The organism is Klebsiella sp. GW_Kp182 (assembly GCF_040062275.1).
Classification (GTDB): Bacteria; Pseudomonadota; Gammaproteobacteria; order Enterobacterales; family Enterobacteriaceae; genus Klebsiella; species Klebsiella michiganensis.
In genome coordinates this window covers 1-13,748 of the sequence record NZ_JBEAFQ010000056.1, presented here as the reverse complement: position 1 = coordinate 13,748, position 13,748 = coordinate 1, and the positions used below count along the sequence as shown (strand labels likewise).

The 13,748-nt window shown below is 53.6% G+C and carries 12 protein-coding genes and 2 tRNA genes; 1 reads left to right on the top strand and 13 read right to left on the bottom strand.

Features of this window, described 5'->3' with window-relative positions; translation table 11 throughout:
• Positions 1-55: 55 nt before the first annotated feature.
• From ABLU88_RS23710 to miaB, 10 genes are all read right to left on the bottom strand, one after another.
• Positions 56-1,684, bottom strand: coding sequence for a ShlB/FhaC/HecB family hemolysin secretion/activation protein (locus ABLU88_RS23710; RefSeq protein WP_224225578.1), 1,629 nt, complete (start codon positions 1,682-1,684; stop codon positions 56-58).
• A 410-nt stretch (positions 1,685-2,094) separates the two neighbouring features.
• On the bottom strand, positions 2,095-2,820 hold the full coding sequence (locus ABLU88_RS23705) for an amino acid ABC transporter ATP-binding protein (RefSeq protein WP_004848813.1): 726 nt from the start codon (positions 2,818-2,820) through the stop codon (positions 2,095-2,097).
• Entirely contained in the window at positions 2,820-3,494 is a 675-nt protein-coding gene (gene gltK, locus ABLU88_RS23700) for a glutamate/aspartate ABC transporter permease GltK (protein ID WP_004848815.1), read from the bottom strand. Before gltK ends, ABLU88_RS23705 begins: the two co-directional genes overlap by 1 nt.
• Positions 3,494-4,234 carry an amino acid ABC transporter permease gene (locus tag ABLU88_RS23695; RefSeq protein WP_014837812.1) on the bottom strand — a complete coding sequence of 247 codons (741 nt, stop codon included), beginning with the start codon at positions 4,232-4,234 and terminating at the stop codon, positions 3,494-3,496. Before ABLU88_RS23695 ends, gltK begins: the two co-directional genes overlap by 1 nt.
• Positions 4,235-4,397: 163 nt before the next feature.
• Positions 4,398-5,309 carry an amino acid ABC transporter substrate-binding protein gene (locus tag ABLU88_RS23690; RefSeq protein ID WP_004848819.1) on the bottom strand — a complete coding sequence of 304 codons (912 nt, stop codon included), beginning with the start codon at positions 5,307-5,309 and terminating at the stop codon, positions 4,398-4,400.
• 357 nt (positions 5,310-5,666) lie between these two features.
• Entirely contained in the window at positions 5,667-7,205 is a 1,539-nt protein-coding gene (lnt, locus tag ABLU88_RS23685) for an apolipoprotein N-acyltransferase (RefSeq protein ID WP_316534274.1), read from the bottom strand.
• 22 nt (positions 7,206-7,227) lie between these two features.
• A complete protein-coding gene (gene corC / locus ABLU88_RS23680) occupies positions 7,228-8,106 on the bottom strand; it encodes a CNNM family magnesium/cobalt transport protein CorC (RefSeq protein WP_004130445.1) in 879 nt (292 codons plus the stop codon).
• 98 nt (positions 8,107-8,204) lie between these two features.
• A complete protein-coding gene (gene ybeY / locus ABLU88_RS23675) occupies positions 8,205-8,672 on the bottom strand; it encodes an rRNA maturation RNase YbeY (RefSeq protein ID WP_004130446.1) in 468 nt (155 codons plus the stop codon).
• On the bottom strand, positions 8,669-9,715 hold the full coding sequence (locus ABLU88_RS23670) for a PhoH family protein (RefSeq protein WP_004134159.1): 1,047 nt from the start codon (positions 9,713-9,715) through the stop codon (positions 8,669-8,671). Before ABLU88_RS23670 ends, ybeY begins: the two co-directional genes overlap by 4 nt.
• A 144-nt stretch (positions 9,716-9,859) precedes the next feature.
• Positions 9,860-11,284 (bottom strand): tRNA (N6-isopentenyl adenosine(37)-C2)-methylthiotransferase MiaB, encoded by a 1,425-nt coding sequence (gene miaB, locus ABLU88_RS23665; RefSeq protein ID WP_004111391.1) that lies wholly within the window; start codon positions 11,282-11,284, stop codon positions 9,860-9,862.
• Positions 11,285-11,492: 208 nt separating this feature from the next.
• On the opposite strand from miaB, the gene ubiF reads away from it, so the two are divergent.
• The gene (gene ubiF / locus ABLU88_RS23660; protein ID WP_025106392.1) at positions 11,493-12,668 is read left to right on the top strand and encodes a 3-demethoxyubiquinol 3-hydroxylase; all 1,176 of its coding nucleotides are present in this window, start codon (positions 11,493-11,495) and stop codon (positions 12,666-12,668) included.
• A gap of 7 nt (positions 12,669-12,675) precedes the next feature.
• Here the strand turns inward: ubiF and ABLU88_RS23655 are convergent, their stop codons facing one another.
• The 3 genes from ABLU88_RS23655 to ABLU88_RS23645 all read right to left on the bottom strand — a co-directional run bounded on the left by ABLU88_RS23655 (position 12,676) and on the right by ABLU88_RS23645 (position 13,628).
• Positions 12,676-13,257: a hypothetical protein gene (locus tag ABLU88_RS23655; protein ID WP_025106391.1), complete on the bottom strand. Its 582-nt coding sequence runs from the start codon at positions 13,255-13,257 to the stop codon at positions 12,676-12,678.
• Positions 13,258-13,381: 124 nt separating this feature from the next.
• A tRNA-Gln gene (locus ABLU88_RS23650) sits at positions 13,382-13,456 on the bottom strand.
• Positions 13,457-13,553: 97 nt separating this feature from the next.
• A tRNA-Gln gene (locus ABLU88_RS23645) sits at positions 13,554-13,628 on the bottom strand.
• Positions 13,629-13,748: the final 120 nt, after the last annotated feature.

Here is a 13,748-nt window from a genome sequence, read left to right as displayed (position 1 = left end):
TTAATAGAGTCCTTTAGAAATAAATGAGGTTAACTGATGCGTTGAAAAACTGATTTTAATACCTCCATTGTAATGAAAATCCCAGGTTTGCAGGGTCTGTATGAAAACCGTTTGGCTTTATCAGTGGGGTTCCGATGAATAAATCATACTGAGTTGAAATTATGCTTCCGCGTATTCCCACCGTGGCGCCAGACATGACTTTGCCATTTCCGTACTGCTCTGTTCCTGTAATGCGTCCAACGTCTATGCCTAAGTACAGCTGTCGTTCCGGGGCGGGCATATCCCAGATGAAATCATTGCGCCAGTACCAGCCTTGATTTCCTGAAAGGGTTCTTTCACCGTCAAAACCTCGTACCGTCCAACGATTGCCTATATTAAATTGATTGTCTGCGGATAAGATATCGGGGCTAATTTGTATATTAATATGCGGAGCATAGCTGAATTTATCCCCCGTTGATTCAAACTTCATTAAGGCTTGAAGGTCGGCATGAATAATGCGCGAAAGCTTACTGTACAGACCGGCTTTTTCCTCCGGAGTTGGCATTGAACTGAGCCAGGGAAGGCTACGCTGTACGCCCAGGCTGGCATCTACGATTGTATGGGTAAAATATCGCTGATGATGTGCCGTAATATCCCAGGCAGGATTCTGTTTGCGCATAACGCTCAGTTCGCTGCCACCAAAATAATAATGTGAGGTACTTTTTGCTATTCGCGCATCAATGGTTGTTTTTTGCTGGCGAGTGTGCGAAATTAGACGCGTTAAGGTTGCGCTGGCATAATTATTTTTGCTTTTATATTCAATGGTGGAGTATCTACCATTGAACTGCTGACGATATTCACTTTGTGAACCGTAAAGATTGAGTGACCAAAATCCAAAGGGAATAGAATAATAGAGGCTTTTATTTTGGTTGCCATCGTTATGTTGATTAAACTCGACATCGCCCCCCATGGATAAATAGAAAATGTCATTTAGCGTCGTCAGGTCATAAAGATAAAGCGCGCCACCGGCCTGGTAACGCCCGCTGCTACGGCTTCCTGCATCATCCAGCCATGCGCCTACTTGCCAGTTTCGTGCCAGATGCCGGGAGATTTGGATATCGCTTTCCGCATGGTTCTTACCCGGCATGATTTTCATCTGCGCCGATGAGCCGGGTAAACGCTGCAAGTTAGCCATCCCCTGTTCCAGTTCGGTTAGCTTCAGAATATCCCCTGTTTTAGCCGGTATGGCATTCCACAGGCTGGTTGTCGCGCTATTGCCGGAAGCCCAGCTAATATTACCGATATAGCCATAGCTCAACGTGATGCTCAGAATGCCATCATTCAAGGATTGTGAAGGTACATCAATAAGCGAAGTGATATATCCCCGGGCAATGAGTTCATTTTGCAAGGTTGTGGTGAGTAGACGTATGCCTTCAATACCCAGGCACTTTTTTTCTGCCTGGCGAGCGATATTACCTAACAGACCGCGGGTCAACTTGTGGTCAGCGGAAATAATTTCAACATGGTTGATATATCGGCAGGTTGCTTCAAGTGGAAAGGCGAGTTTATATTTTTGCGATCCTGTACCTGATGCCGAATATTCCTGCTGTGCTGGTGCCAATGCGCTTTGACGTGCCTTATCCTGTTCCACCTGATTGGTATTGCTAATCGATACATTCGCCAATGTCGATGCGGTTAACAGAATATAAAGAGAAAGGGCGGTTATGAGACTTTTATTATTCACGAAGCAATATCCATTTGTTTCACTCGTCCGTTATAGCCTTGTCAAGAATGTTTAGCGTTAACTGAGTAGGGTTAACGAAGCCGGGTTCTCAATCTTAAGAATCTTAATTTTCTAAAATCAAAAAAATCCGCTGCCGGCGCTCAGCGTTGTTGTCAAATTCGCGCCATGTTATCTATGACAGATTATGTAATCCACGATGTAAAGAGTGAATTTTTGTTGAATTGAGCGTTTCAGGTCGTGAATTATTTGGCGTGAGGCTGGATGTATTTATGACGCGTATTTGAGAGCGGCAAAGCTATTGCCATAACTATGGAGAGAGACAGGAGCGGGAAGAGATAAAAGGCGTGTACGGTACCGTACACGCCGGAAGATTAGTGCAGAATTTTGGCGAGGAAGTCTTTGGCGCGTTCAGATTGCGGGTTAGCAAAAAACGCTTCTTTATCGGCGTCTTCGACAATTTTTCCTTCATCCATAAAGATAACCCGGTTGGCTACCTTACGCGCAAAGCCCATTTCATGGGTGACCACCATCATGGTCATCCCTTCATTTGCCAGTTCAACCATAACGTCCAGCACTTCGTTAATCATCTCCGGATCCAGCGCGGAAGTGGGTTCATCAAACAGCATGGCGATAGGATCCATACACAGCGCGCGGGCGATGGCCACGCGCTGCTGTTGGCCGCCCGAGAGCTGGGCGGGGAATTTTTCGGCATGAGCGGAAAGCCCCACGCGTTCCAGCAGCTTAAGCCCTTTCGCCCGGGAGGCGGCTTTGTCGCGATTGAGCACCTTGACCTGCGCCAGGGTGAGGTTCTCGATAATCGATAAATGCGGGAACAGCTCAAAGTGCTGGAATACCATCCCGACGCGCGAACGCAGTTTGGCCAGGTTGGTCTTTTTATCGTTGACGGTGGTGCCGTCGACGATGATTTGACCTTGCTGAATGGGCTCCAGGCCGTTTACGGTTTTAATCAGCGTTGATTTACCCGAACCCGAAGGCCCGCAGACCACCACCACTTCGCCTTTTTTCACTTCCGTGGAGCAATCGGTCAGCACCTGAAAGTGACCATACCATTTTGAAACATTTTTCAGGGTAATCATTACACAGTCCTTTTCTTCAACCAGCTGACCAACAGCGATGCGCTGAGACTAAACACAAAATATACGGCGCCTGCGAACAGGATCATCTCTACCTGGGTTCCATCACGCTCGCCGATAGTTGAGGCGGTGCGGAAAAAGTCGGCCAGGCTCAGAACATAAACCAGCGAGGTATCCTGGAACAGGACGATGCCCTGCGTCAGCAGCAGCGGTACCATGGCGCGGAAGGCCTGCGGCAGAATCACCAGCTTCATGGATTGCCAGTGGGTCATACCCAGCGCCAGCGCGGCGCTGGACTGGCCGCGCGAGATACTCTGAATGCCGGCACGGATAATTTCCGAGTAATAGGCCGCTTCAAACATGGAGAAGGCGATCATCGCCGAAATCAGGCGGATATCGGTTTTCGGCGACAGGCCAAGCACGTTCTGCAGGAACCCGGGAACAATCAGATAAAACCACAGCAGTACCATCACCAGCGGAATGGAGCGGAAAACGTTAACGTAGGTTTTGGCGAACCACGCCAGCGGCAGGAAGCTCGACAGGCGCATCACGGCCAGGATCGTCCCCCACACAATTCCGACAACAATCGCGGTCACGGTAATTTTTAAGGTAATCACCAGCCCTGCCAGCAGGTATGGCATGGAAGGAATAATGGAGCTCCAGTCAAAATCGTACATTATTTACCCCCCATATTGCCCGGCAGGCGGACTTTACGTTCGACCACGTACATGATCAGCATAATAACGGCGTTGATAAACACGTAGGCGAGGGTGATAGCGGTAAACGATTCCCAGGCATGGGCCGAGTAGTCCAGCAGCTTGCCCGCCTGGGCGGCCATATCGGCAAGACCAATGGTGGAAGCGATGGCCGAGTTTTTCACCAGGTTCATCATTTCAGAGGTCATTGGCGGCACGATAACGCGATAGGCGTTGGGCAGCAGAACGTAACGGTAAGTTTGCGGGAGCGTTAGCCCCATCGCCAGCCCGGCGTTTTTCTGGCCGCGCGGCAGGGATTGAATACCGGAACGAACCTGCTCGCAGACGCGCGCGGCGGTAAACAATCCCAGACACAGCATCGAAGAAACGAAAAACTGAATATTCGGATCCAGCTCGGACTTAAACCACATGCCGATGTTTTCCGGCAGCAGTTCAGGCACCACCAGATACCAGGTGAAAAATTGAACGATAAGCGGAACGTTACGAAAAAGTTCAACGTAGCAGGTGCCGATAGTCGACAGCAGACGGTTCGGGACCGTACGGAGAATACCGAAGAGCGAACCTACAAAGAACGCGATAATCCAGGCCGTTACAGACAGGGTGACGGTGATCTGAAAACCACTCCACAGCCAGCCTAAATAGGTGGTGTTGCCGAACGGGGCCTGTTGCAGGAATATTCCCCAGTTCCAGTCTATTGACATAAATGACTCCTGGAAAAAAAAGGGTAGCAGCGCTACCCTCGAAGATTGTTGCTCAGCCTGTTTCGGTATTCGCGGCCGCTGGGGAACGACCAGCCGCCGTATAGTCTGTCCGCGCCGTAGCAACAATCGGGAGGGCAGGATTCCCCGCCCTTTGTTTTTTTAATTAGTTAAGAGCTTTATCGTTAGGTGATTTGAACAGCGCTTTCATCTCGTCAGAGAGTTCAAAGTTCATATTCAGGTTCTTTGGCGGAATAGGATTTTTAAACCACTTATCGAACCATTTTTCGGCTTCACCGGAGGTCTGAACCTGGGCGACCGTCTCATCGACCAGCGTTTTGAACTGCGGGTCATCTTTGCGCAGCATGCAGCCGTAGGCTTCCTGAGACTGAGCGGTACCGACAATCTCCCAGTTATCCGGTTTTTTCGCTTTCGCACGTTCGCCCGCCAGCAGCGCGTCATCCATCATAAAGGCCACCGCGCGACCGCTTTCCAGAGTACGGAAAGAGTCACCGTGATCTTTTGCGCTGATAATACGCATATTCATTTTTTTCTCGTCGTTCAGCTTGTGCAGCAGAATTTCGGAGGTGGTGCCGGAGGTGACGACGACGGCTTTATCCTTCAGGTCCGGGAAATCTTTAATCGCGCCGCCTTTTTTCACCAGCAGACGGGTACCGACGACGAAAATCGTATCGGAGAAGGCCGCCTGTTTCTGGCGTTCAAGGTTGTTGGTGGTGGAGCCGCATTCGAAATCATACGTGCCGTTTTGCAGCAGCGGAATACGGTTTTGTGAGGTGACAGGGATCAGTTTGACCTGCAGATCCGGTTTGTTCAGCTTCTTCTTGATGGCATCAACGATCGCATTCGAGTAGTCCTGAGAGTAGCCAACGACCTGCTGCTTGTTGTCATAGTAAGAGAACGGAACGGATGATTCACGGTGACCAACGACGATAACGCCGTTTTTGGCAATTTTATCCAGAGTGCTCTGGCCTGCGGTGGATGCCGCATCTTCTGCATGCGCCACCCCAGCGGTGAGGCCCATGACCAGCATTGCTGCGGCCAGTTTACGTAATTGCATATCCGACTCCTTATCCTCAGCGCCGTCAGACGCTATTGATACCCATTGTGAATGTGTGTGCTTTTTTATCGCTGCCGTCTTTGCGTGCAGCATTTGTATGTGTTTGTTAGCATTTAGTTTGGCTTAATGTAAAGATTTTGCTCTTATATTGTTGATTTTTGCGAAGCGCACCGCACCATTTAAAGGCAAAAATCCCCCATTGCACCAAAATAGCGCCGCCTGACGATCGATGGTGGTGCAACCGGGTTGTACCCCCGAGGATCGCGTTGCTACATGTATTTATTAAGCAATGGTCGTGCCAGAATGGATAAGAAGGGGAGATGACCGCGGCGACGAGTGCCGCCGCGGGAGAAGCAATTATTGACGGCGCTGGCGCAGGCTCATCAGCAGCGCAGCAAAGCCAAACAGGGCGGTTAACGCCCACAGCGGCCAGTTCCCCGTACGCGCGTACGGCGTCAGTCCTGCCGTTGGGGTCACTTTGGTGGTTAATACGGCGCGGGTGAACTGCGGGATCATCTCCTGTATTTCACCGCGTGGGCCGATGACCGCGGTAATGCCGTTATTGGTGCTGCGCAGCAGCGGACGGGCCAGCTCCAGCGCGCGCATTCGCGCCATCTGGAAGTGCTGCCAGGGGCCGATAGATTTGCCGAACCATGCGTCATTCGAAATGGTTAACAGAAAATCCGTATCCGGGCGGAAGTTATCCCGCACCTGCTCGCCAAGAATGATCTCGTAGCAGATAGCCGCCGTCAGACGCATATTATGCGCCACCAGCTGCGGCTGCACGTACGGCCCGCGGCTGAAAGAGGACATTGGCAGGTCGAAGAACGGCGCCAGCGGACGCAGAATCGATTCCAGCGGCACAAACTCACCAAACGGCACCAGATGATTCTTGTTGTAGCGATTCTTTGAGTCGTAGCTGTACGGGTTATCTTTGCCCAGCGTAATAATGGTGTTGTACGTATTGTAGCGATTGCGCGCGTTCAGACGCGCATCGACGATGCCGGTGATCAGCGAGCTATTTTTCGACCGCATCAGGTCGTCCATCATGCTGAGGAAGCGCTGCTGGTTAATTTCCAGATCCGGAATCGCGGACTCCGGCCAGACGATCAGCTGCGATTTACCCATATGCGGCTGGGTGAGATCCAGATAGGTTTTCAGGGTGTTGAGTAGCTGATTCTGGTCCCATTTCATCGCCTGGGGGATATCGCCCTGTACCAGCGAAACCGTGGTCGCGCGCGCCGGCAGCGGTTGATACCACTGAATGTAGCGAAGCGGGAAGGGCAGGGCGAACAGCACGACGGCGGCAATCAGCGGCTTCCAGTTACGCTGCGCGATAGCCAATACCAGCAGGCCGCTGACGAGCATCAGCAGGAAGTTAATCGCCTCAACGCCCATCACGGGCGCCAGGCCTTTGAGCGGGCCGTCAATCTGACTGTAGCCGAACTGTAGCCACGGGAAGCCGGTCAGCACCCAGCCGCGCAGAAACTCGGTAACCTGCCATATCACCGGGGCGGCGATGGCAACGCGTATCCAGCTGGTTTTCGGCCACAGGCGCGAAAGAATGCCGGCAAATAATCCGGTATAGAGCGACAGATAGGCCGCCAGCAGAACCACCAGGAAAACGTTGACCGGACCGGGCATACCGCCGAACTGCGCGATGCTCACGTAGACCCAGTTAATACCGGAGCCGAACAGCCCTAATCCCCAGAAATAGCCAATCGCGGCGCTTTGCAGGGGACGTCGGTTGAGGGTTAAACCCTGCAGGCCAATTAACGAAATAAGGGCTGCGGGCCAGAAGTCATAAGGTGAAAAAGCCAGCGTTCCGCTGGCTCCGAATAACAGCGCCAGCAGCAAACGTACGCGCTGGCGTTCAATAAGAGAGGCAAATACCATTTAGGTTAATCGTCCCGTTGGATTAGTCTTCCAGCTTCGGCTGCGGGGCATCATCAGGAAGCTTTACATGTACCTGAATAATACGTCGACTGTCAGCCATTGCGACCTTGAATTGGTAACCATCAATGTCGATAGACTCGCCGCGGGCAGGCAGATGACCAAACGCCTGCATGACCAGACCGCCGATGGTGTCGACCTCTTCATCGCTGAAGTGGGTGCCATACGCTTCGTTGAAATCTTCGATTGAGGCCAGCGCGCGCACCGTCCACGTGTGGCGGCTCAGCTGACGGAAATCGATATCTTCTTCTTCGTCGTATTCGTCTTCTATTTCACCGACGATGAGCTCAAGGATGTCTTCAATGGTCACCAGACCTGAGACGCCGCCAAACTCATCGATAACGATAGCCATATGATAACGTTGGGAGCGAAACTCCTTCAGCATGCGGTCAACCCGCTTGCTCTCGGGCACGACAACCGCCGGACGCAACACTTTTTCCATGCTGAAGGCTTCGGCATCGCTGCGCATAAACGGCAGCAGATCTTTGGCCATCAGAATCCCTTCGATGTGATCTTTATCTTCGCTGATCACCGGGAAACGCGAGTGGGCCGATTCGATGATCACATCGAGGCACTCGTCCAGCGTCTGGTTGCGTTTCAGGGTAATCATCTGCGAGCGGGGGATCATGATGTCGCGGACGCGCTGGTCGGCGATATCCATTACCCCTTCGAGCATATCGCGCGTATCTTCGTCGATAAGGTCGTTTTGCCCGGAATCACGGATCAGCGCCAGCAGTTCGTCACGATTCTTGGGTTCACCGTGAAAGAGCTGGCTGAGTAACAGGGAGAAGAATCCCTTTTTGCTGTTTACTGTGTCGCTACTGTGTGAATTGTCGTCGCTCATGGCGTCGTATGGGTTCTCATGTTAGTTAAATAGTCGCTCGTCACGCGTATACTCAGCGCCCGGCATAGCGGCCAGTCGCCGGCAAAGCCGGCAACGGGTTATTCCTTCTCGGCAATGTACGGATCCTCATAGCCCAGAGCAAGCATTATCTCTGTTTCGAGGGATTCCATCTCTTCCGCTTCTTCATCAATGATGTGGTCATAGCCCAAAAGATGCAGGCTACCGTGGACCACCATATGCGCCCAGTGCGCTTCCAGCGGTTTACCTTGCTCTTTCGCTTCCTGTTCAACCACCTGACGGCAGATGACCAGGTCGCCAAGCAGCGGCATTTCGATACCCGGCGGGGCTTCGAACGGGAAAGAGAGCACGTTAGTCGGTTTGTCCTTCCCGCGATAGGTCAGGTTCAGCTCGTGGCTTTCCGCTTCATCAACCAGGCGAATCGTCAGCTCCGACTCTTCCTGAAACTGCGGGATAACGCTATCGACCCAGCGCTGAAACAGGGCTTCATCCGGCATTCCGCTGTTATCTTCGCAAGCCAGCTGTAAATCGAGAATGACCTGACTCATTTATGCTCCTGTTCCTGGGCTTCGCGTTTGCGCTCGGCGGCCAGTTCTGCTTTACGTTTCTGGTCTGCTTCTTCCCAGGCTTCATAGGCGTTAACGATGCGGGCGACCACCGGGTGGCGCACGACGTCTTCGCTATGGAAGAAGTTGAAGCTGATCTCATCGACTTCTGCCAGCACTTCAATCGCGTGGCGCAGGCCCGATTTGGTGCTGCGCGGCAGGTCAATCTGCGTGACGTCGCCGGTAATGACCGCCTTAGAGTTAAAGCCGATACGGGTCAGGAACATTTTCATCTGTTCAATGGTCGTGTTCTGGCTTTCGTCGAGAATGATAAACGCATCGTTCAGCGTACGGCCGCGCATATAGGCCAGCGGCGCGACTTCAATCACGTTGCGCTCAATCAACTTTTCGACTTTCTCGAAGCCGAGCATCTCGAACAGCGCGTCGTACAGGGGCCGCAGGTACGGATCGACTTTCTGGCTCAAATCGCCGGGCAGGAAGCCCAGTTTTTCGCCGGCCTCAACCGCCGGACGGGTCAGAAGAATACGGCGGATCTCCTGGCGCTCCAGCGCGTCTACCGCGGCGGCGACCGCCAGGTAGGTTTTCCCGGTCCCGGCAGGGCCGACGCCGAAGGTAATGTCGTGGTCGAGAATATTGGCGATGTACTGCGCCTGATTCGGCGTACGCGGCTTAATCACGCCGCGCTTGGTTTTGATATTGATGGCCTTACCGTAGTCCGGCACGCTTTCGGCGCTCTGCTCCAGCACGCGGGCTTCTTTGATCGCCAGATGAATTTGTTCCGGTTCAATATCCTGAATTTCGCCGCGCATCGGCGCGGTATCGACGTACAGACTGCGCAGGATATCCGCCGCAGCGGTGACGCAAATCGGCCGACCGGTCAGTTTAAAATGGTTGTCTCGACGGTTAATCTCGATGCCGAGGCGGCGTTCCAGCTGTTTAATGTTGTCATCAAACGGGCCGCACAGGCTCAGCAGACGGGCGTTGTCCGCGGGCTCAAGGGTGATTTCGCGAGTGTCTGTATTCAAGCTGTTCCTCTTATACATAGATAGCCGGAAGGTAGCCGGTCAGGAAATTATTCACGTCATCGGAATATGGCGCAAGCATCGCTATAGATATTGGGTTCAGGAGAGGAAATACAAGGCCTGCCGGAGCCGGCAGGCCTGAACGGATTATGGCTGGTAGATACCGACGCCAAGATCGTTTTCTTTACGGGTGCGGGCAATCACCGACTCCGGGGTTTCCGCGATGCGCAGACCCATTTCGTCCTCGGTGCGCACCACTTTACCGCGCAGGGAGTTTGTCCAGACGTCGGTGATCTCGACATCGACAAACTTGCCGATCATCTCAGGCGAGCCTTCGAAGTTCACCACGCGGTTATTTTCGGTGCGGCCAGACAGCTCCATGATGCTCTTACGTGAGGTGCCTTCCACCAGAATGCGCTGCACGGTGCCGAGCATACGGCGGCTCCAGGCCATCGCCTGCTGGTTGATGCGCTCCTGCAAAATATACAGACGCTGCTTCTTGTCCTCTTCCGGTACGTCGTCGACCATATCGGCCGCCGGCGTTCCCGGACGCGCGGAGAAGATGAAGCTGTAGCTCATATCGAAATTCACATCGGCAATCAGCTTCATGGTCTGCTCGAAATCCTGGGTGGTTTCGCCAGGGAAGCCGACGATGAAGTCGGAGCTGATCTGAATATCCGGACGCGCCGCGCGCAGTTTGCGGATAATCGCTTTATATTCCAGCGCCGTGTGGGTTCGGCCCATCAGGTTCAGCACGCGGTCGGAGCCGCTCTGTACCGGCAGGTGCAGGAAGCTGACCAGCTCCGGCGTATCGCGGTAAACCTCAATGATATCGTCGGTGAACTCGATGGGATGGCTGGTGGTAAAGCGGATCCGGTCGATACCGTCGATCGCCGCAACCAGACGCAGGAGATCGGCAAAGCTACCGGTGGTGCCGTCATAGTTTTCCCCGCGCCAGGCGTTTACGTTCTGCCCGAGCAGGTTGACTTCACGCACGCCCTGAGCCGCAAGCTGGGCGATTTCAAACAGGATATCGTCGCTTGGGCGGCTCACTTCCTCACCGCGAGTGTATGGCACCACGCAGTAGGTGCAGTACTTGTTGCAGCCTTCCATGATGGAAACAAAGGCGCTTGGGCCTTCGGCGCGCGGTTCCGGCAGGCGGTCGAATTTTTCGATTTCCGGGAAGCTGATATCGACGACCGGGCTGCGGTTGCCTCGTACCGAGTTGATCATTTCCGGCAGACGGTGCAGGGTCTGCGGCCCAAAAATAATATCGACGTAGTGGGCGCGCTGGCGAATATGGTCGCCTTCCTGAGAGGCCACGCAGCCGCCAACGCCGATGATCAGGTTGGGATTCTTCTCTTTCAGCAGCTTCCAGCGTCCTAGCTGATGGAATACTTTTTCCTGAGCCTTCTCACGGATTGAGCAGGTATTGAGCAGCAGCACATCCGCTTCTTCCGCCACTTCAGTGAGTTGATACCCGTGGGTGGCATCCAGCAGATCGGCCATCTTTGATGAATCGTATTCGTTCATCTGACAGCCCCAGGTTTTAATATGGAGTTTTTTTGTCATCGACTTGCTCATGCTTAATTAGGTATACCCAAAGTCAGCGTCTTCACCGGATGTTGCTCTGCAATGTGAAGGGTGACGGATATAAAGCCAGGATTGCAGGGCGCGTATTGTAATGCTTTGACCGCGCCCTGACCAGTACGACCGTAATCACCACAAGCCGAATAAAAATCCGGTAAACTGAGGGGATTCGGGTTTAAGGATAATAGCCATGACAATTCATGCAACAGATGTCGTTATCGTCGGCGGCGGGATGGTTGGCGGCGCCCTCGCGCTTGGCCTGGCGCAGCTGGGCTTTACGGTGACGGTCATTGAAAAAAACGCGCCACCGGTTTTTGATGCGTCTTCACCGCCTGACGTGCGTATTTCGGCAATCAGCGCGTCATCGGTAGGGCTGCTGAGAGGCCTCGGCGTCTGGGACAGCGTGCGGTCCATGCGCGCCCATGCGTACCGCCAGCTAGAAACCTGGGAGTGGGAAAGCGCCCATGTTGTCTTCAATGCCGCGGAGCTGAAGCTGCCGGAACTGGGCTATATGGTGGAGAATAACGTCCTGCAGCGAGCCCTGTGGCAGGCGCTGGAAGCCCATGAGCGCATATCGCTGCAGGTGGGGACATCGCTCCAGGAGATGCGTCGGGAAGAAACGTACGCCTCCTTAACGCTGACCGACGGCAGCCAGCTTGATGCGCGGCTGGTGGTGGGCGCGGACGGCGCCAGTTCGCAGGTGCGTCAGCTGGCCGGAATCGGCATCCACGCGTGGCAGTATCAGCAATCCTGTATGTTGATCAGCGTACAGTGTGCGGACGATCCCGGCGACAGCACCTGGCAGCAGTTCACTCCGGCGGGGCCGCGCGCGTTTTTACCGCTGTTCGATCATTGGGCCTCGCTGGTGTGGTACGACGCGCCGGCGCGGATCCGCCAGCTGCAGGGCATGAGCATGGCTCAGCTACAGCAGGAAATTACTCGCCACTTCCCGTCGCGGCTGGGAGAGATTACGCCGCTGAGCGCGGGCGCCTTCCCGCTCACCCGCCGCCACGCATTGCAGTATGTTAAGCCGGGGCTGGCGCTGGTGGGCGATGCTGCGCACACCATTCATCCGCTGGCGGGGCAGGGAGTTAACCTCGGCTATCGCGATGTCGATGCGCTGCTCGATATTCTTGGCAGAGCAAAAGCCCACGGCGAAGAGTGGGCCAGCCTGCCGGTACTTAAGCGCTACCAGACGCGCCGTCAGGCGGACAACTTTATTATGCAGTCTGGGATGGATCTGTTTTACGCCGGGTTTAGCAACGATCTGCCCCCGGTGCGTATGCTGAGAAACATTGGGCTGATGGCGGCCGAACGCGCCGGCGGACTGAAGCGTCAGGCGTTGAAATACGCGTTGGGGCTATAATCCGCATTCAAAATAATCGCGCAAACAGCGTGTCTTTACCCTCTTTTTTGGGCAAGAATCCCTGATACCAGATACTGCCGCCAGAGGTTGTCAGGGATTCGCACTGCCACTGATTCGTGGCGAGCAAATAGAAGGAATAGGCGCTTTTACCTGACATATAGAGCAGGAACAGCAGCGCCAGCAGCGCAAGGATGGCAGTTACCGCGTCGCCTTCGGAAGACAGAACGTCACAGGCAAGGATGGCGATACATGCTGCCTGAAGAATCATCTTGCTCGCAAAGCAGCGAAGAAAAAATTGCCGCGTTCTTTCTGTTGACCAAAAACAGGGATTCTTAATGACGTCTCTCTGCTCCTTAGCCGGGAAGCCATGAATGTAGGTTATCCAGCGGGTATCCTCGGTGAGCGTTAGCGCGAGGCCCGTTTCGTTGAGCCGATGCAGGCGCATGGATATGCCGACGGGAAAAAACAAACCAACCACGATGCTGTAGGTTAGTAAGGCTGAAATCCCGAACAGGCAGAAAGCGAAGCCGATCAGAAAAAAGAGCAAGGTTATGGTGCGGGTAAAGAGAGGGAAAACCTGATAGTTCATCGTAAATCCTTTTACTCATTGACTCTGTAATTTATCAGAGCTGAGAACGAGGTACACTTCAGGTCAGCTTTTTTCGGAATTCATAAAGCAAAAAGCCCGCCGAAGCGAGCTTTTTGCTTTTTGTTGGCTGGGGTACGAGGATTCGAACCTCGGAATGCCGGAATCAGAATCCGGTGCCTTACCGCTTGGCGATACCCCAATTTTACGTTGACCATTTCGTACCGGGGTCAAACCGGTGGCTTAGCGCCTGGAGATACTCCAACGGGTGCGCGCACAGCGTGGGCGACTTTTAAAATTGGCTGGGGTACGAGGATTCGAACCTCGGAATGCTGGTATCAGAAACCAGAGCCTTACCGCTTGGCGATACCCCAACAATTCTTTTGGATTTATCGAACTGAATCAATAATTCCTTTGTATGGTGGCTACGACGGGATTCGAACCTGTGACCCCATCATTATGAGTGATGTGCTCTAACCAGCTGAGCTACGTAG